The organism is Neisseria subflava, assembly GCF_024205745.1.
GTDB lineage: Bacteria > Pseudomonadota > Gammaproteobacteria > Burkholderiales > Neisseriaceae > Neisseria > Neisseria flavescens_B.
Map to the genome: position 1 here is coordinate 2156717 of NZ_CP073117.1, position 19841 is coordinate 2176557.

Here is a 19841-nt window from a genome sequence, read left to right on the forward strand (position 1 = left end):
GTTTCGCCTGTTTTTAAATTCCATTATCCTAGCAACAATAAAAACATTAACATTGATTCACACTCTCTCAAACAGCATAGATCCTTTATCTATCTTGTTAAAAGCTGAACTTTAACTCTAGTTATAGTAAACAAACATAATACCAATAAGTGGTTATTATTATGGATAGATAATATCGACAATTTACCCAAATACAGCCGCCTCTGCATTTTGTTCTACGCCAATAATGTGAATTTGTCGTATTTACACTATAATGACACGAATACCTATTTAACAGCTATCAGAGGAGATACTCAACCATGCGTACTTTATTGACTGGAGCCAAAGGCCAGCTTGCCCGTTGTCTGCGCGACCGCCTGCCCGAAGATTGGGAACTGATTGCTACCGACTCTACTTCGCTGGACATTACCGATACCGAAGCCGTGCATCACATGATCAAAAACTTCCAACCAGATGCCATCGTTAATGCCGCGGCTTACACGGCCGTCGATAAAGCAGAAGAAAACGCAGAGGCTGCTTTTGCCGTCAACGCAACCGCTGTTCACAACCTAGCCGCAGCTGCTCGCGCTGCACATGCCCGCTTTATCCATATTTCTACTGATTATGTATTCGACGGCGAAGGCAAACGCCCTTACCGCGAAACTGACTACACCAATCCGCGCAGCACTTACGGTCAATCCAAAGTCGCAGGCGAGCTTTTGGCTTTAGCCGCGCATCCGGAAAGTACAATCATCCGTACTTCATGGCTGTTTAGCGAATACGGCAGCAATTTCGTCAAAACCATGCTGCGCCTTGCCAAAGAACGCGATTCCCTCTCCATTGTCCACGACCAAACCGGCTGTCCGACTTATGCAGGCGACTTGGCTCATGCCATCATCAGTTTATTGCAACAGCCCACTTCCCCTCGCGGCATCTTCCATTACTGTGGCAATAAATCGGCAACATGGTACGAATTTACCAAAGCCATCTTTCAGACGGCCCACCAATTAGACGACAGCTTCCGCATTCCGGAACTGAACGCAATCACCACTGATCAATACCCCCTGCCCGCTCCGCGTCCGGCATACAGCATTATGGATTGCTCACGCCTCGAAACCGAGTTTGGTATCAAACCGTCCGACTGGCAAAAAGCCCTGCGCGAAATTCTCCGCAAAATCGACTGATAAGCTGATCCATCTATATCAAGGCCGTCTGAAAACATATTTTCAGACGGCCTCTTTGTTTCTTTTATATCAAATGCTTTATCTATCCAGTCTGTCATTTGAAAAGTGCTACAATAGCCGTTTATTTTATTTTTCAGACGGCCTGACAATATGTGCAACCATCATCCCAAACATTCACACGATAATGACACCATCCGCATCCGCGGCGCGCGTACACATAATTTGAAAAATGTCGATTTGGACATTCCGCGCCACAAGCTCGTGGTGGTAACAGGATTGTCAGGAAGCGGCAAATCGTCGCTGGCGTTTGATACTTTGTATGCCGAAGGCCAACGCCGTTATGTTGAAAGCCTTTCAGCCTATGCCCGTCAATTTTTGCAGATGATGGACAAACCCGATGTCGATTTGATTGAAGGTCTGTCGCCCGCGATTTCCATCGAGCAGAAATCCACCAGCCACAATCCGCGTTCCACCGTCGGCACAGTAACAGAAATCCACGACTACCTGCGCCTTTTGTACGCACGCGTCGGCACACCCTACTGCCCCGAACACAAGCTGCCGCTGTCGAGCCAAACCGTATCTCAGATGGTCGATGCCGTCTTGAAGCTGCCGGAAGACACGCGCGTGATGATTCTGGCGCCGGCGGTGCGTGAGCGTAAGGGCGAGTTTGTCGATTTCTTTGCCGACTTGCAGGCGCAAGGCTTTGCGCGGGTGCGCGTGGATGGCGAGGTCTATCAGTTGGACGAAGTGCCGAAGCTGGAAAAAAACATCAAGCACAATATCGACGTGGTCATCGACCGCGTGAAAGTGAAGGCGGACATCAAGCAGCGGCTGGCGGAAAGTTTTGAAACCGCGCTGCGCCACGGCAACGAGCGCGCGCTGGCAATGGAAATGGACAGCGGCGAAGAGCATTGGTTTTCCGCGCGTTTCGCCTGCCCCGTATGTTCGTACAGCCTGCCTGAATTGGAGCCGCGCCTCTTTTCGTTCAACAACCCGATGGGCTCCTGCCCGACTTGCGACGGATTGGGCAATACCAACTTCTTCGATCCCGAAAAAGTGGTCGCCCATCCCGAACTATCCTTAGCCGCAGGCGCGATTGACGGCTGGGACAAGCGCAACCAGTTCTATTTCCAAATGATTCAATCGCTGGCGCGGCATTACGGTTTCGACGTGCAGGCTGCTTGGGAAACGCTACCTGAAAAAGTCAAAAAAGTCGTGCTGCACGGCTCGGGTAAAGAAGTCATTGATTTCACCTACCTATCCGAACGCGGCACCACCTTCAACCGCAGCCACGCCTTCGAAGGCATCATCCCAAATCTCGAACGCCGCTACCGCGAAACCGACAGCGAAACCGTGCGCGAAAAACTGCGCGAATACCAAAACCACCGCGCCTGCCCGAGCTGCGGCGGCGCACGTTTGCGCAAAGAAGCGCGCTACGTTTACGTCAGTGGCGAACCGCTGCACGAAGTTTCCGCCTGGCCGCTGACCAAAACCCACCAATTTTTCGAAACGCTGGATTTGGACGGCAACAAAAAACAAATCGCCGAAAAAATCCTCAAAGAAATCACCGAGCGGCTCGGCTTCCTGATTAACGTCGGGCTGGATTACCTCAATCTCTCCCGCTCCGCAGAAACCCTTTCCGGCGGCGAAGCCCAGCGCATCCGCCTCGCCAGCCAAATCGGCAGCGGCCTGACCGGCGTGATGTACGTTTTGGACGAACCCTCCATCGGCCTGCACCAGCGCGACAATGACCGCCTGCTCGCCACCCTCAAACGCCTGCGCGATTTGGGCAACAGCGTGATTGTGGTCGAACACGACGAAGACGCCATCCGCGAAGCCGATTTCGTCGTCGATATGGGCCCCGGCGCAGGCGAACACGGCGGCAACGTATTGATTGCAGACACGCCCGAAAACGTCGCCAAATGCGAAAAATCCGTTACCGGACAATACCTCAGCGGCAAAAAATCCATTGCCGTGCCGTCTGAACGCACGCCCGTCAATCCCGAGCGAATGCTCGTCCTCAAAGGTGCGCGTGGCAACAACCTCAAAAACGTAACCCTCGAACTGCCGCTCGGTTTGATTACCTGCATCACCGGCGTATCCGGCAGCGGCAAATCCACCCTGATTAACGACACCCTCGCCAAAATCACCGCCCGCGAACTCAACCGCGCCCAAGAAGAACCCGCTCCATACGACGACATCCGCGGCCTCGAACACCTCGACAAAGTCATCAACGTCGACCAATCCCCCATCGGCCGCACCCCGCGCTCCAACCCCGCCACCTACACCGGCCTGTTCACCCCCATCCGCGAACTCTTCGCCGGCGTCCCCCTCTCGCGCGAACGCGGCTACAACGTCGGCAGATTCTCCTTCAACGTCAAAGGCGGCCGCTGCGAAGCCTGCCAAGGCGACGGCGTGATTAAAGTCGAAATGCACTTCCTGCCCGACGTGTACGTCCCCTGCGAAGTCTGCCACGGCAAACGCTACAACCGAGAAACCCTCGAAATCCAATACAAAGGCAAAAACATCAGCCAAGTCCTCGACATGACCGTTGAAGAAGCCCGCGAATTTTTCGACGCCGTCCCCACCGTATCGCGCAAACTGCAAACCCTGATGGACGTGGGCCTCGGCTACATCCGCCTCGGCCAATCCGCCACCACCCTTTCCGGCGGCGAAGCCCAGCGTGTCAAACTCGCCTTGGAACTCTCCAAACGCGACACCGGCAGAACGCTCTACATCCTCGACGAACCGACCACCGGCTTGCACTTCGCCGACATCGCCCTGCTACTGGAAGTCATAGGCCGTCTGAAAGGCAAAGGCAACTCAATTGTGATTATCGAGCATAATCTGGATGTGATTAAAACCGCGGATTGGATTGTGGACTTAGGGCCGGAAGGCGGTGATGGCGGGGGGCGGATTATTGCGGAAGGCAGCCCTGAGATTGTTGCTAAGGTTAAGGGAAGTTATACTGGGAAGTATTTGAAGAGTATCTTTAATATATTATAGTTTATTCATCTTATTCATATTTACATGAGAGAAAGAAATGGATTCAAACAAACATAATCGGCAACTTATTCAGTTAGATAAAATCTTTTTAGATTTAAATAATCCAAGACATATTCCATATCAATCAGAAGTAGAAACCATTAAGTATCTTTGTGAGAATGAAGATATTTTTAATTTAGCTAAAGATATTGCCTTGTATGGTTTAAACCCACTGGAAAATTTAGCAGTTATAAAAGATGATAAAACAGGTACTTATGTTGTTGCAGAAGGAAACCGTAGATTATGTGCAATAAAACTTCTAAATGATCCTTATCGTGCACCTCAAAAGTTACAAAAAAAATTTTTTGAATTATCTAGTAATTGGGAGAATATTTCTGAATTAGAAGTGATCGTTATAGAAGATGAAGAAAATGTTGATTTGTGGTTAACAAGAATTCATGCAGGGCAGCAACAAGGGATTGGTCGTCGTCAGTGGGATTCTGAACAAAAAACTCGTCATTTTGGAGATAGTAAAAATACATTAGCACAACTGCTTTTAGACTATGCAGAAGAAGAGGGGTTATTAACAACAGATACTAGAAGGGGAAAGTTATCAATAGTACAACGATTCTTAACCAATCATGATTTTAGAAATTTAATTAGAATATCAAACAAGATAGAAGAGTTTAATCCAAGTGAAATAGATATGGAATATTTCACAATTTTTATTAATGATGTTGCTAAAGGAAAAATTGACACACGAACACATTCAACTAGTGAACAAATTCGTGAATATGTTCAATTCAATAAAAATAATGAAGATTCTAGTAAAAGTGATGATGTTAATAACTCAACTTGTGAATCATCACACTCAATAGATGATAAAATTGACGATGGCATCAATATAATTCAAAATAATCTTGAAAATATTGTTGAAAAACCACAAAGCGAACCAATAAAAAATATTTCTCCAAAACCTAGAACCAAATTGGTTAATTCAAAGGATTTGATGGATGAATTAAAACTACTTGATAATTACAAATTATCAAAAATATACTATTCCTTAAATGAAATATCAGTACAAAAGCATCCTGCTCTTATAACTGTTGGTATATGGTCTTTTTTAGAATCATTGACTTTTTTACATGGTCGAGAGGGAGGTGAATTGTCAGCATATATCAATAATAAATTTAGCAGCCTAGGTTTTGATAGTAAAAAACATAAAGCTATCAAGGAGGCCGTTCAAAGATTTCATGAGAGTGGAAATACTACAAAACATCATCCTACTTCAGCAAATTTTAATTATGAACAAATTATTAACGATTTTGAGGTTATTACTCCATTATTAATAGAAATTATTAATAATATTAATAATCAAAATTAAATTATCTGATTGGTAAAGCATTTATGTCGAGCTATTCATTTTCTCCATTAAGATATCCTGGTGGTAAGTTTTCGATGCTGAAGTTTACTAAAGCATTAATATATAACAATGATCTACAAAGATGTCATTATATAGAACCATATGCAGGAGGAGCTGGTCTTGCTTTAGGTTTAATGTATGATAGTTTTGTAAGTGAAATCCATATTAATGATATAGATCCTATGATATGGAGTTTTTGGTTTTCCATATTAAATCATACAAAAGAATTTATTGAACTAATTAATTTCACTCCTATCACCATAGATGAATGGCATAAACAAAAGGAAATTAACTCTAGATGCAATTTAAATGATTATCTTCACCTTGGATTTTCTACTTTTTTCTTAAATAGAACCAATCGATCTGGCATAATAAAAGGAGCAGGTGCAATAGGAGGCAAAAATCAAAGTGGAGCTTATAAAATAGATTGTAGATTTAATAAAAGTGATTTGATTGAACGGATTAAAAGGATAAAAAAATATTCAGATAGAATTCATCTAACAAATTTAGATGCTATAGCTTTTATAAATGAAGTAGAGAATTATACCCCAGATAATACTTTTTTCTTTATTGATCCTCCATATTATAATAAAGGATCGTCCCTTTATACTAGTTTTTATCTTCCAGAAGATCATGCCTTAGTTGCAGATTCTATAAAAAAAATTAATAAATATTGGGTCGTTACGTATGATAATACTCCTGAGATATATAATTTATATGATGGATATGGTCGGATTCCATTTAATATTAATTATTCATTACAGACAAAACGAAAGGGAAATGAATTGTTAATTTACTCTGAAAATTTAGCAATATGTGCTGATTATTTAAAATAATTAAAATTTTGTAGCGAGCATTGGCTTGCGCTTATCCAGCCGGCTATGTGCGGTTGACTGATTGACGGTTTGCTATTTCAACTTTTCAGACGACTTCGATGTCGTCTGAAAACGTCAACTTCAACAAAGTTAAAACCTTAAACAACAAACCATTCATTCTCCAACACACGAACCACAAACAAAAAACCTATGGCGAGTTATCGCAGAAACTTCATTGCCGACGGCACATTCTTTTTTACCGTTAAACTCGCCGTCCCAAAATCGCGCCTGCTTGCCGAACATATCGACTTATTGCGTGCGGCCTATATGGATGTGCAAAAACAATATCCCTTTGAAACCGTCGCCGTATGCGTGCTGGCGAACCACATTCACGCCATTTGGACGCTACCGCCCGACGATGCGGATTATTCCCTGCGTTGGCGGCTGATTAAAACCAAATTCTCCGTACATTTCCCTCATGCCGAAAACCTGTCTGCCAGCAAACAGCGGCGGCACGAACGCGGTATTTGGCAACGGCGTTTTTACGAACACACCGTGCGCGACGAAACGGATTTGCAACGTTGCGCGGACTACATCCATTTCAATCCCGTCAAACATCGATTGTGCGGCAATGTCCGCGATTGGGCATTTTCATCGTTTCACCGTTATGTACGGGACGGATGGCTGCCGTTAAATTGGGGCGGCACAAAAGAAACGGCGGTAATGAGTTTCGGAGAGTGAATACTATAAAAAATTACCGACCGCGTGCGTACTGCACACATCCTACCTGTGAATCACGCGAAACTTTAAAATCAATACGTAGAATAATCCGTAACTTACATACCCAAACAACCGCGTGCGTGGCTACGCCATACACCCTACCTGCGAATCACACGGAACTTCAAAACCAACGCGTAGGGTGTGTGCGATACGCACGCACGCGGTTGTTTGATTAATGGTTTGCTGTTGTAAATTTTACTTAGTTAAAACTAACGCTTTCAGACGGCATTAAATATGGCCGTCTGAAAGCAATAATTCCTTGTTCAAAAACACCTACCTTGATTTACAAAACAAAAAACGGATTCCAAATTATTGGAATCCGTTTTTCTATAAAGCTTAGCCGTATTATTTAGCTTCTTCTTTAGCGTCTTCAGCAGCTTCTTTGGCATCTTCCGCTGCGTCTTTTGCTTCTTCTTTAGCCTCTTCAGCGGCATCTTTGGCTTCTTCGGCTTTTTCTTCAGGAGTTTCTGCAGCAGGTACGCCTTTCAAAGCATCCAAAGAAGTTTTACAAGTTGCATCGCGTTGGTCTGCAGGCAGGTTTTTCAGGGCTTCTTTGGTTTGTTCGAAAGATTTTTGCATCATGTCTTTTGTTGCGGCATCTACGTCTTTAGTTGCTTCGGCAAATGCTTTTTCGTACTCGTCACAAACGGCAGAAGAAGATGAGCCTGAACCGCCGCCGCATGCTGACAGGGACAGGGCTGCCAATAAAGCTGCCAATAAAGCTGATGTTTTCATGTGTCTCTCGCTTTTTTGAATTTAGGTTAAGGGAAGTAATATGTTAATTCATTATATTAAAGTGTCAAGTATTGTTGTTTAATTTAATTAAAATCATATCATTGAAAGAGTCAGTCTATCTAAATATCCTAAAGGCCGTCTGAAATTTCAGACGGCCCTTGCTTTTTTAAGTAATCCTTTATTCAATGATTACGCCGCTTTACGGTGATAATGTCTGAGCGCGTGCTCTTTACGCCGTCCGCTACTGAATGCGGATACGCGTTTCAGGTAGCCGATGACGCGGGTGCCGTAGTCGATGTCGTGGCTGCCGCAGGCGGAACAGGCGTGCAAAGTGCGTTTGTCAATGTGGCCGCATTCGTTGCAGATGGTGATGCGCACGTTCACGCAGAAGTAGTTGCAGCCGGTTTGTGCGGCGATGTCCAAGAGCGAGCGGTAGCCGGATTCGGGCAGGGCTTCGTCTAGGTTCAGGTGCAACGCGGAGCCGCCGTCGAGCCAGTCCACCAGTTCTTTGCCGTGAAGCAGGAATTTGTCGAGCGCGTTGATTTCTTCGTCTTCGACGACGTAGAAATAGGAGTTGTAGCATTCGCGGCTGACTTTGTAGCCGTCGGCTTTGTCCCATTTGGCGTTTTTCACGCCGAGGTTTTCGGCGGGGACAAACTCGGTGTTGAACTTCACACCGTAGTGTTTGCTGGCGGCTTGGTTGGCTTCGAATATGGTTTTCAGACGGCCTTGGACAAAGTTAATGTAGTCGTCGTTGTAACCGACTTTGATGCCTTGCGATTCGGCGGCTTCCGCCATGCCATTGATGCCGATGGTGAGGAACTGTTTGTCCAGCGTGATGAAACCTGCATCGTAAACGGGCAGCATTCCGGCGGCTTGGTATTCTTCCATCAGTTTGCGGTAGGCGTATTGGTATTTGTGAATTTTGGCGACTTCGGCGGCAAGGTCGCACCCGTCTTGTTCCAACCGGTTCATGTTGATGGTGATGACGTTAATAGAGCCGGTCGCCACGCCGCCCGCACCGAGTGTGTAGCTGAAGGTGCGGTCTTCGATGGCGTTGCGCAGGCGGCAGCAGGAAGCCAAGGAGTCGGGGTTATCGGAAAGATAGACGAAGAAGGAATTGCCTTCCGCCAACTCTTTCGCCATTTCGTCGGCGAACACGGTGTCTTTGCATTTGCCACCGTCGGTCAGCATCGCAGCGGTCACGACGGGGAAAGTCAAAACGGCTTTGGTGCGTTCCTGATTGAACCATTTTAGGAAAAAATTTTGCAGCTTCGCCACGCTCGCCCAGACCGGTTTGCTGAAATCGGGGAAGACGAAATCACCGAACATCGCGTCGAAATAGTATTGATCGTAAACGGAAATATTCCAAAACACGCTCTGATAGCCGCGCGCGGCGGCGGGCTGGTTGATGCTGTACACCACCTGCTGCATGTGGTTGGCGATTTCTTTGCCGTGGGTTTCCAAATAATCGTCGCCGTAGTCTTTGCGGGCGAAGTAGTCGAAATAGGTCAGAAATTCCACTGTCGCCACCGCACCGGCAAACTGCGCGCTGATGGCAAACACCAGATTAATAAACGAGCCGCAAAACGATGCCAAATGTTGTGGCGCTTTGGATTCACCGCCGAGTTTGCTTAACCCGTCGAGCAGGAAGGGATACAGCGTAACCGACACACAATAAGGCTTGAGGCTGGTTTCGTCGTGCACATAAATCTCATGCGCCTCAATCTGGCGGATGTATTCGTCGGCAACGGATTGGTCGAAAATTTCGGCGATTTTGCGCGACACTTGGGCGCGGTTAATCTGCACGAAAAAGTCTTTCATGATTTCCGCTTCCATCGTGGCGATGTTTTTCTGGGTAACGTTGGCATTGGCGTCCATTTTCGAGCCGTCCGCCGCGTTTTGCGCGCTGATGTAGTCGCGCATAAATTGTAGTTTTCCGTTTAACTGTTCGGGATGCAGCCGAATCATGTTAATTCTCCTGTATGGTTTGGATGATTTATCAAGCAATGACGGTCAGGCCGTCTGAAACATCGCTGTCAGCGAATACAATAAATTCAATTTAAATCGGTGCAATACAGCACCGGGCTAAATTGAAGCCACTGGAAACACTTTAGGCGCGGGTTTGTCTTTGATAAACAATCGGTTCAACACCTCGCCCGTGCGCAAATCGACAAACTTCTGATTGGTGGTCGGGCTGTCTAAGCCACCCAGCTCCATCTGCCAGCGGCCGGTTTTCAGATACGTCAAATAAGGCAGGATACCGTCTGAAACCGCCTCCAACTCCTCACGCTCCAAGCCGGTGTACAAGCAGGCTTTCAGACCCGCCTGCGTCACGATGCCCAGCATTTTCTGTAAAGCTTCCGGCTGCCATTCCCCGCCCATAAACAACACGCAGCTAATTAATCCGCGATAGCGTTTCAGACGGCCTTTTAAATAATCCTCGGTCAATTCTGTGCCGATACCCTCTTTCCATGTATCGGCACTGTGGCAACCTTTGCAACGCAACGGACAGCCGGAAAACAGAAACGCCAGCGACACTTCGTCCGGCACTTCCTGCCATACAATTTGCTCAATTGTAAATTTCAAGCTGCTCATTGCAATACCACAAAACACAAGATATGGTGAAAATTAAAACACAAGACTACTAGATATGGTATTTTTATTTAACAATGTATTTTACTTATTTAATAGATTTTTATTATTTAACTGATTGTAAATTACTATAATTGGTTTGACTTTAAGTTAATAAAAAGGCCGTCTGAACACGATTCAGACGGCCTGAAATTAAAAAAAGAGAAGCAAAATCCGTTATAGCAAAGTCTATCCAAAAAAATAAAAAAGCCGTCTGAAATCATCTTTCAGACGGCCTCAATTCCAGGTTTTAGCCTCGATTCGAGCCTTTAACCATATCCATCAAAAACAATCGGCAATCCAAGTTGCCATTGAACAGCGGAATCTTACGCTTCGGAGAAAGGCGCATAAATTTCGGCATATCGCGATCGCCGGTAAACATCCCAACCAGCCAGCCTGCGTAATGCTGTTTCAACCATGTGCCCAGTTGAGGATAAAGCGCCTGTAAAGCCTGAATTTCGGCAAGGCGCACGCCATAAGGCGGGTTGGAAATCATAATGCCGTGTTCGCCGTTTGGCCGCGCGGCTTGCGCATCTTGCACGTCAAAGCGGATGAAATGATCCGCTTCGGCGGCTTGGGCATTGGCCAATGCGGCACGGATCATATAACGGTCATTATCGCTGCCGGAAATTGGTGCGGCGGCCAGTTTAATTTGTCTTTCAGCTTCTCGGCGCAGGGCTTGCCATTTTTCTTTGTCGAAGTTTTGCAGTTTTTCAAAACCGAAACGGCGCATCAAGCCCGGCGCACGGCGTGTCGCAATCCATGCCGCCTCGATGGCAATCGTGCCGCTGCCGCAAAACGGGTCTTGGAAAGGCTGCGTACCGTCGTAGCCAGCCAAAAGCAGCAAACCTGCCGCCAAGTTTTCCCTCAATGGCGCTTCGCCGGTATCCTGACGATAGCCGCGTTTGAAGAGTGCCTCACCGGAAGTATCGATAAAGATTTCTACATTGCGCTCATCGATAAAGGCATGAATGCGGATATCGGGATTGATTTTACCCACGCTCGGACGCGCATCATAAATATCGCGGAAGGCATCGCAGACGGCATCTTTGATTTTCAAACCGACAAAATCCAAGCTTTTCACATTAGCGCGCTTGCCTTCAACTTTGACTTTGAAGGTCTGCTCCAGCTTAAACCAACCTGTCCAATGCAGATTTCGTGCCAGTTTGTAGATATCGTGTTCGTTGCGATAACCGCCTTTGGTCAAACGCAGCAAAACGCGGCTGGCAACGCGTGAATGCAGGTTGATGCGATACACCTGCTCCATCGTGCCTTTACATGCCACGCCGCCGTCAACAGCGCGAATGTCCTGACATGCCATGCTTTCGAGTTCCTGCGTCAAAGGCACTTCCAAACCGCGGGGACAAGTGATAAAAAGTGAATAAACCGTCATATAAAACCTTTCCGGGTAGAGCTATCCGAACCACTCGGATAATAAATAAAAACAATATTATAGCCGAAAAACCAAAGGCCGTCTGAAACTTCAGACGGCCTTTTAATTTAATATTGCTTGCTTAGTGATCCAAACTATCGGTTTCAACCTTAACCGCTTTATCGGTTTTATCTTCCGGCAAAACTAAGTTCAACAATACCGCCATAATACCGCCGGCAGAAATTGAGTTTTGGAACAATACCGGCAGGTTTTTGAACACTTCCGGCTCAAACGCCACGCCCAAACCCAAACCGACAGAAGTAGCCGCGATGACTGCTTCACGACGGCGAATACCGTGGCTGACCAAAATCCGCACGCCTGCAATCGCAATCAGGCCGAACATCAACACCATCGCACCACCCAAAACCGGACTCGGAATCGTGGTAAACGCGCGGCCGATAACAGGGAACAAGCCCAACAATACCAAAATTGCCGCAATATATTTGCCCACATGGCGCGAAGCCACGCCGGTCATTTGAATCACGCCGTTATTTTGCGCAAAAGTGGTCAAAGGCAAAGAGCCCAACGCCGTCGCAATCACAGACACCAAACCATCTGCCAATACGCCGCCGCGCAGACGTTTGGTGTATTCCTCACCCTCAATCGGCTGCTCGGAGACCATTGCAGTCGCCGTCAAATCGCCTACCGCTTCAAATACACTCAACAAGAAAATCGCACCGGCGACAATAAACGCGTGCCAATCAAATGCGAAACCATATTTAAACGGAACCGGCAGGGTAATCAGCGGCAGGTTTTGCAGGGCGGAAAAATCTACTTTACCCAAAAACAGCGCAACGATATAACCAACAATCAAACCCACCGCGATGCCGCTCATGCGCAGCAACGGATTTTTTAAGCAGTTGAAAACCAATACAATCAGCAACACCAGCGATGCCAGACCCAAGTTTTCCATCGAGCCGAACGTACCGTCTGCTTTCGCACCGAAGCCGCCACCGAAATCGGTAATGCCGACATGTACCAAGCTCAAGCCGATCAACATAACGACCACGCCGCTTACAGTCGGTGTAATCACTTTTTTCAAATAAGGCAAAAGCCAAGCGGAGAAGCACACCAAAAACGCGCCGACAAAGGACACGCCCAAGAGCGTTGAAATCATCACATCTTCAGTCAAGCCGCCCTCTTTCATACCGGTACCGAGCGCAATCATCACGGTAACAAAAGAGAAGTTGACCGACTGAATCGACAGCATGCCCGAACCGACCGGCCCGAAACGGTTAACCTGCAAATAAGTGCCGACGCCGGAAGCCACCATCGCCATCGACACCAAATAAGCCGTCATTTCAACCGGCAGCTCCAACGCCCCGCCGACAATCAGTGCCGGAGTAATCATCGGGACAAAAATCGCCAGAAGGTGCGTAACCGCACTCAACAACGCATTCCCAAACGGCGGCTTGTCTTCCAAACCATAAACCAAATCAAGCGATTCCGCCTGTTTTTCAGTCATTCCGGCCATGTTGAACCTTCTCTCAAGAATCGTTAAAAAATATTAAGATGCGTATTTTAACCAATTTGAAATGTATCAGCAAATTCAAAACCATTAGGCCGTCTGAAAGTTCCGCCCAGCCGTTTTCAGACGGCCTCAAACCGCCTTAACACATTTTAATTCTTGACATCATTTTTCCATCTAAAAACAAACAAACCAATGATTTAAAAATGTATTATTCATTAAGATAATGACAAGTTATCATCAAACTGCAAAGCCTCATAGCGGATATGTTTCACACAAACAACAAAGTAAGCTACAATCCGATGAATAATCCACCCACACCGTAAAATTAAAGGTTTCCGTATGTTAAAAGGCAGTCTGGTTGCCCTGATTACCCCGATGAATCAAGACGGCAGCATCAACTACGAACAACTTCATGACTTAATTGACTGGCACATTGAAAACGGCACCGACGGCATCGTCGCAGTCGGCACCACCGGCGAGTCAGCCACCCTGCCTGTCGAAGAACATTTGGCCGTTATTGAAGCCACTGTCAAACACGTCAACAAGCGCGTTCCCGTTATCGCCGGCACAGGCGCCAACAATACTGTCGAAGCCATCGCCCTTTCCAAAGCAGCCGAGCAAGCCGGTGCGGACTACACCTTATCTGTTGTTCCCTACTATAACAAACCTTCGCAAGAAGGCATTTACCAACATTTCAAAGCCATCGCCGAAGCCACTTCGATTCCGATGGTTATCTATAATGTTCCCGGCCGTACCGTCGTCAGTATGAGCAACGACACTATTTTGCGTTTGGCCGAGATTCCGAATATCGTTGGTGTGAAAGAAGCCAGCGGCAATATCGGCAACAACATCGAATTGATCAACAGCGTTCCTGAAGGTTTTGTCGTTTTATCCGGCGATGACCCTACCGGCCTGCCTTTCATGCTGTGTGGCGGTCATGGCGTGGTAACCGTCGCAGCCAACGTCGCACCGAAACTCTTTGCCGACATGTGCCGAGCCGCCCTTGAGGGCGATATTGCGACCGCCCGTCGTCTAAACGAGCAACTTATCCCAATTTATAACACCATGTTCTGCGAGCCCAGCCCAGCCGCGCCTAAATGGGGCCTGAGCTTATTGGGCAAATGCGAACCCCATGTTCGTCTGCCTTTGGTAGCACTGACCGAAGCCGGTCAAGCCAAAGTCCGAGCCGCTCTGGAAAAATCAGGACAAATCTGATCCGGAAATAAGGCCGTCTGAATCCCAAACACCCTTTTCAGACGGCCTCCCTGTTAAGAACTTCATCCACAGGAAAACAAGATGACCTATATCAAACCCATCGTAGTAGCCCTCGCCCTGATTAGCATGACTGCCTGTTCCGGCAGCAAAAAAGAACAACCCAAACTCGACTATCAAAGTCAATCACACCGTTTGGTCAAACTGGAAGTACCACCTGATTTGAACAACCCAGACCAAGGCAACCTCTATCAATTACCGGCAGGCAGCGGCGCCGTCCGTGCCAGCGATTTCAACAAACGCCGCACCCAAGCCGTACAACAGCCTGCCAATGCAGAAGTCTTGAAATCCGTTAAAGGCGTACGCCTTGAGCGTGATGGCAACCAACGCTGGTTGGTTGTCGAAGGCAAATCGCCTCGCGAAATTTGGCCGTTGCTGAAAGTATTCTGGCAAGAAAACGGTTTCGACATCAAATCTGAAGAACCGGCCATCGGCCAAATGGAAACCGAGTGGGCTGAAAACCGAGCCAAGATCCCTCAAGACAGCCTGCGCCGCCTGTTGGATAAAGTCGGCTTGGGCGGCATCTACTCTACCAGCGAACGCGACAAGTTCATCATCCGCATCGAACAAGGTAAAAACGGTTCGACCGACATCTTCTTTGCCCACAAAGGCATGAAAGAAGTTTATGCCGACCGTAAAAAAGACACTACGATGTGGCAGCCGGGTGAAAACGACCCTAACCTCGAAGCCGCATTCCTCGCCCGCTTTATGCAATACTTAGGCGTTGACGGTCAGCAAGCCGAACAGGCTCTGACCCAAAGCGTTGCCGCCCGCAGCAATGCTTCTGAATTGGCCCGTGTGGACAACGGCACTCTGTTGCTGGCAGGCGATTACGGCCGCAACTGGCGCCGTACCGCCCTTGCGCTTGACCGCATCGGCCTGACTGTTATCGGTCAAAATGCCGAACGCCGCGCCTTCTTGGTTCAACAAGCGCCAACCGAAGGCGAAGCAGTTGCCAATAAAAAACCAGGCCTGTTCAAACGCGTATTTGGCAAAGGCAAAGCAGAAGCGCCAAAAACGTATCCTGAAATCATCGTGTATGTTGAGCCTATCAACAATGGCGCACGCCTCCATCTGTTGAACAAAGACGGCAGCCCATACAAAGGCAGCGATGCCTCCACATTGCTGAGCCGCCTGCACACAGAATTGCGTTAATCCGTTATTCGACTTAAGGCCGTCTGAAATATTCAGACGGCCTTTTTAACGAATCCGGCATGGTTTCAAATTCCCAATCTGACGTTATAATCAGAACATTTTCCCCCTCCCCCAAGCTGCCATGACCCGACAAAAAGCCTATCTGCTCCTGACCGCCCTGTTTACCCTGATGTTTATCGTACTGATTCTGTTGGGCGCTTATCTTCTGAGCATTCACAGCAAACAATTTGCCGTTGCCGCCTTTCTGTTTGCCTTTGCCGCCGTTTTTGCCCAAATCGGCAGCCTGGCCCTTTACATCCGCCACAAAGCACGCGCACAAATGGCTCGTATGCAGCAAACCGAAAACCATTAAGGAAAAACCATGTTTGAAAAAATCGTCCTTGCCAGTGGCAACGCAGGCAAACTCAAAGAATTTTCCCGCCTCTTTGCCGACTTAAACATCGAAGTCCTGCCGCAATCGCAGTTCAATACGCCCGAATGCCCCGAGCCGTACCATACCTTTGTTGAAAATGCCCTGGCTAAAGCACGCCATGCCGCCAAATACAGCGGCTTACCGGCACTTGCTGACGACTCCGGCATTTGCACCAACGCCTTAAACGGCGCACCCGGCATTTTCTCCGCACGTTATGCAGGCGAAAACCCCAAATCCGATGCAGCAAATAACGCCAAACTCTCTGCCGATCTTGCCGATAAAGACGACAAAAGCTGCTACTACGTCTGCATACTCGTCCTCGTCCGCCACGAAAACGACCCGCAGCCCATCATTGCCGAAGGCATCTGGCGCGGACAATGGCAGACCGAGGCAGCTGGCACAAACGGCTTCGGCTACGACCCGCATTTCTATCTGGCTGAACACGGTTGCACCGCCGCCGAGCTTGACCCTGAAATCAAAAATGCCGAAAGCCACCGCGCCCAAGCATTGCGTGAATTGTTAAGAAAAATTGAATCCTTATAAATCGATAATAGGCCGTCTGAAAACCTGAAACGTTTTTTTAGATGTTCTAAATCCAACAAATAATGAAAGAAATCCATGTCCCCTAAGCAAATCCTGATTGTCGCCATCCGCTTGGTCGTTTTAATCGGCATCGTACAAACACTTGGCGGCATTGCTACCATATTCGCACAGTCAGAAAGCATGTATGACAGCAAACAAATTCCGCCCGTACTGATGTTCTACGGCTTGTATTTAATTGCATGGCTGCTGCTATGGTGTTTCCCTGCCACCATTGCCAACCGCCTATTGCCCGAACATCTGCAAACCGTACAGGAAGCCCCAAAACACCCTGCACCATGGCTGACGACCGGTATTATATTAATAGGCATATATACTGTTTTCCAAGCCATCCCCGACCTAATTTACCAGTTCTCTCTCTATCTTTTTGTACAGTCTATCGCTATCGACACACACACATCTGTTTGGGCGAATCTCGGCGCACAAAACCAAGCTGGTATACTTGCTAACATCGCGCAGCTTTTTATCGGCATTTTTCTGCTATTCGGCGCACCCAAACTCTCGTCTTGGATACGCAAAAGACTTTAATACATAAAAACAACAGGCCGTCTGAAGCCTTCAGACGGCCTACCTCACATTCATTCCCATGCCCAAGCCCACACCTGAAGAATTGGCAGCCTTTGCAAAACACGTTGCTGCCTTCATCCCAACCACACCTGACGAACTTCTGCAACTCATTGACAGTCAAGAAACTGCTATCATCTTTCTAGGCAAACCAAGCTGTTCATACTGTCGCCGTTTTGTTGCAAAACTATTTACCGTTTCCTTAAACAAGCAGCTTACTATCCGCTTTACAGACAGCAGCAACAAAGCAGCTTTAAAGACTTTTCGTGAACAACACGGCATCAAAACTGTTCCCGCATTACTCAACATCTCACAAGGCAAAATAAAATTTGTCTGCAATTCCAAATTATCAGAAGAAGAAATTGAAGCTTTTTTGAGCGCTTAGACTGCGCAAATTTCCTACTGATTACTTTCCCGGCCGACATTTCAGTTAAAATAACGGCCTAAAAATTTCAGACGGCCTTGAGCCTCAACACATACCATGACCCAAATCACTTTCCAACGCCCTGGCCAGCTAACCGCCCTGCCTCCTTTATCACTCTATATCCATATTCCTTGGTGCATTAAAAAATGTCCATATTGCGACTTCAATTCCCACAGCCTGAAAAACGGCCTGCCGGAAGAAGCCTATATCGATGCCCTATTAACCGACTTGCAGCTTGAGTTGCCCAATATTTGGGGCAGACCGGTAGAAACGATATTCTTCGGCGGCGGCACACCCAGCCTGTTTCAAGCGGAATCAATTGACCGTTTGTTAAGTGGCGTGCGTTCGCTGTTGCGCTTACAACCTGAAGCGGAAATTACTTTAGAAGCGAACCCGGGCACATTTGAAATTGAAAAATTTCAAGGATTTAAAGACGCAGGCATTACGCGTCTGTCTATCGGCGTACAAAGTTTTAACGACGATATGCTTGCTCGATTGGGACGCGTTCACAATGGCAAAGAAGCCCTGTCAGCCATTGATACTGCATTGAAATTATTTGATAAAGTTAATATCGATTTGATGTATGCCCTGCCAAACCAAACCGTTCAGACGGCCTTAAACGATGTGCAAACCGCTATTGCAACAGGCGTATCGCATATCAGCGCATATCATCTGACAATGGAACCAAACACGCCTTTTGGTCATACGCCACCAAAAGGTTTACCACAAGATGACGCAGCATTGGATATTGAAGATGCCGTACATGGCGAATTGGAAGGCGCAGGCTTTATTCACTACGAAACATCGGCTTTTGCAAAAGCTAATATGCAGTGCCGCCATAATTTGAACTACTGGCAGTTTGGCGATTACTTGGGTATAGGAGCGGGTGCGCATGGCAAAATTTCCTATCCCGACCGTATCGAGCGAACTATCCGCCGTCGCCACCCTAATGACTATCTTGCCGCCATGCAGAGCAATCCGCATGAAGCAGTCGAACGCAAAACTGTTGCTGACGAAGACCTTCCATTCGAGTTCATGATGAATGCCCTGCGTCTAACCGACGGCGTACCTGCCTCAATGCTGCAGGAACGTACCGGCGTACCCACTGCAAAAATCATGGCTCAAATCGAAACCGCCAGACAAAAAGGCCTGCTTGAATCAGACCCGACTGTGTTCCGCCCAACCGAGCAAGGCCGTTTGTTCTTAAACGACTTATTACAGTGTTTTTTATAAGTGCCTTTTTACAACAGTTGAAACATTTTTAGATTTGCTTAATTTACAACAAGAAAATACAATCAGGATAATTGTTGGGAATAAACAATCCCAGCGATTATCTACTACTTTTAATCCTACGTTAAGGACAAAACAATGAAAAAAGTTCTGGTAACACTGATTGCTCTTTCCCTGCCTACATTCGCATTGGCTGATGCAAACAGAGGTGTTTATGTTCAGGCAGATGCCGGTTATGCTTCTGTTAACTTAAAAGACAACTCTGGTAGTGCTACATTCGACGAAAAAGCTAAAGGCTTTAGCCCACGTTTGTCTGTAGGTTATGACTTTGGCGATTTCCGTCTTGGTGCTGATTACACTCACTACAAATCTTTTGAAGAAAACTTCTCAAAAGGCTCTTTCCATTCAAAAAATAAAGCTAAATTCCAAAGTGTTGGCGTTTCAGCAATCTATGACTTCAATACAAATACACCTGTTAAGCCTTATGTCGGTGCCCGTTTAGGCATCAACCGCGTATCAGCTGATTTTACTGATACAGCTCCAGGTTACTACTACGAAGCAAACTATCGTAAAACTAAAACCGGTATTGGTGCAATGGCTGGCGTAAGCTACGAAATTACTCCTAATGTTGACTTGGATGCTGGTTACCGATACAACTACTGGGGTAAATTTGAAGAAACCAAATTACAATCCCATGAAGTATCTGCTGGTGTGCGTGTAACCTTCTAATGTTTGAATCCTTGGCA

General features: G+C 47.1%; 18 protein-coding genes. 13 read left to right on the forward strand and 5 right to left on the reverse strand.

Annotation, left to right across the window (positions count from 1 at the left end; all coding sequences use genetic code 11):
- The first annotated feature begins 299 nt into the window (after positions 1–299).
- From rfbD to KCG55_RS10285, 5 genes are all read left to right on the forward strand, one after another.
- Positions 300–1163 carry a dTDP-4-dehydrorhamnose reductase gene (gene rfbD, locus KCG55_RS10265; RefSeq protein WP_254322972.1) on the forward strand — a complete coding sequence of 288 codons (864 nt, stop codon included), beginning with the start codon at positions 300–302 and terminating at the stop codon, positions 1161–1163.
- A 150-nt stretch (positions 1164–1313) separates the two neighbouring features.
- The gene (gene uvrA, locus KCG55_RS10270) at positions 1314–4169 is read left to right on the forward strand and encodes an excinuclease ABC subunit UvrA (RefSeq protein ID WP_254322973.1); all 2856 of its coding nucleotides are present in this window, start codon (positions 1314–1316) and stop codon (positions 4167–4169) included.
- A 37-nt stretch (positions 4170–4206) separates the two neighbouring features.
- Entirely contained in the window at positions 4207–5532 is a 1326-nt protein-coding gene (locus tag KCG55_RS10275; RefSeq protein ID WP_107769399.1) for a hypothetical protein, read from the forward strand.
- 23 nt (positions 5533–5555) lie between these two features.
- Entirely contained in the window at positions 5556–6407 is an 852-nt protein-coding gene (locus KCG55_RS10280; protein ID WP_107769400.1) for a DNA adenine methylase, read from the forward strand.
- Positions 6408–6596: 189 nt separating this feature from the next.
- Positions 6597–7127, forward strand: coding sequence for an REP-associated tyrosine transposase (locus KCG55_RS10285; RefSeq protein WP_254322974.1), 531 nt, complete (start codon positions 6597–6599; stop codon positions 7125–7127).
- Between the two features lie 384 nt (positions 7128–7511).
- Here KCG55_RS10285 and KCG55_RS10290 read toward each other — a convergent pair whose 3' ends face one another.
- The 5 genes from KCG55_RS10290 to KCG55_RS10310 form a co-directional block, all read right to left on the reverse strand.
- The gene (locus KCG55_RS10290; protein WP_070504841.1) at positions 7512–7901 is read right to left on the reverse strand and encodes a DUF5339 family protein; all 390 of its coding nucleotides are present in this window, start codon (positions 7899–7901) and stop codon (positions 7512–7514) included.
- Positions 7902–8090: 189 nt separating this feature from the next.
- Positions 8091–9872 carry an anaerobic ribonucleoside-triphosphate reductase gene (gene nrdD / locus KCG55_RS10295; protein WP_254322975.1) on the reverse strand — a complete coding sequence of 594 codons (1782 nt, stop codon included), beginning with the start codon at positions 9870–9872 and terminating at the stop codon, positions 8091–8093.
- A 117-nt stretch (positions 9873–9989) separates the two neighbouring features.
- Entirely contained in the window at positions 9990–10499 is a 510-nt protein-coding gene (gene nrdG, locus KCG55_RS10300) for an anaerobic ribonucleoside-triphosphate reductase activating protein (RefSeq protein WP_254322976.1), read from the reverse strand.
- A 286-nt stretch (positions 10500–10785) separates the two neighbouring features.
- A complete protein-coding gene (locus KCG55_RS10305) occupies positions 10786–11928 on the reverse strand; it encodes a THUMP domain-containing class I SAM-dependent RNA methyltransferase (protein WP_254322977.1) in 1143 nt (380 codons plus the stop codon).
- Positions 11929–12049: 121 nt separating this feature from the next.
- Positions 12050–13441 carry a nucleobase:cation symporter-2 family protein gene (locus KCG55_RS10310; protein ID WP_036490659.1) on the reverse strand — a complete coding sequence of 464 codons (1392 nt, stop codon included), beginning with the start codon at positions 13439–13441 and terminating at the stop codon, positions 12050–12052.
- A 336-nt stretch (positions 13442–13777) separates the two neighbouring features.
- Between KCG55_RS10310 and dapA the strand changes: the two genes are divergently transcribed.
- The 8 genes from dapA to KCG55_RS10350 all read left to right on the forward strand — a co-directional run bounded on the left by dapA (position 13778) and on the right by KCG55_RS10350 (position 19824).
- On the forward strand, positions 13778–14653 hold the full coding sequence (gene dapA, locus KCG55_RS10315; protein ID WP_070589725.1) for a 4-hydroxy-tetrahydrodipicolinate synthase: 876 nt from the start codon (positions 13778–13780) through the stop codon (positions 14651–14653).
- A 126-nt stretch (positions 14654–14779) separates the two neighbouring features.
- Positions 14780–15865, forward strand: a complete 1086-nt coding sequence (gene bamC, locus KCG55_RS10320; RefSeq protein ID WP_377073263.1) for an outer membrane protein assembly factor BamC — start codon at positions 14780–14782, stop codon at positions 15863–15865.
- 121 nt (positions 15866–15986) lie between these two features.
- Positions 15987–16217 (forward strand): NGO_0222 family membrane protein, encoded by a 231-nt coding sequence (locus tag KCG55_RS10325; protein ID WP_003679018.1) that lies wholly within the window; start codon positions 15987–15989, stop codon positions 16215–16217.
- Between the two features lie 9 nt (positions 16218–16226).
- On the forward strand, positions 16227–16820 hold the full coding sequence (rdgB, locus tag KCG55_RS10330) for an RdgB/HAM1 family non-canonical purine NTP pyrophosphatase (RefSeq protein ID WP_254322978.1): 594 nt from the start codon (positions 16227–16229) through the stop codon (positions 16818–16820).
- A 75-nt stretch (positions 16821–16895) separates the two neighbouring features.
- Positions 16896–17405 carry a hypothetical protein gene (locus tag KCG55_RS10335; RefSeq protein ID WP_254322979.1) on the forward strand — a complete coding sequence of 170 codons (510 nt, stop codon included), beginning with the start codon at positions 16896–16898 and terminating at the stop codon, positions 17403–17405.
- 58 nt (positions 17406–17463) lie between these two features.
- Complete coding sequence (locus KCG55_RS10340; protein ID WP_254322980.1) at positions 17464–17826, forward strand: thioredoxin; 363 nt, start codon at positions 17464–17466, stop codon at positions 17824–17826.
- Positions 17827–17922: 96 nt separating this feature from the next.
- Positions 17923–19098, forward strand: a complete 1176-nt coding sequence (hemW, locus tag KCG55_RS10345; RefSeq protein ID WP_254322981.1) for a radical SAM family heme chaperone HemW — start codon at positions 17923–17925, stop codon at positions 19096–19098.
- Positions 19099–19233: 135 nt separating this feature from the next.
- Positions 19234–19824: an opacity family porin gene (locus KCG55_RS10350; RefSeq protein ID WP_254322982.1), complete on the forward strand. Its 591-nt coding sequence runs from the start codon at positions 19234–19236 to the stop codon at positions 19822–19824.
- Positions 19825–19841 lie beyond the last annotated feature (17 nt).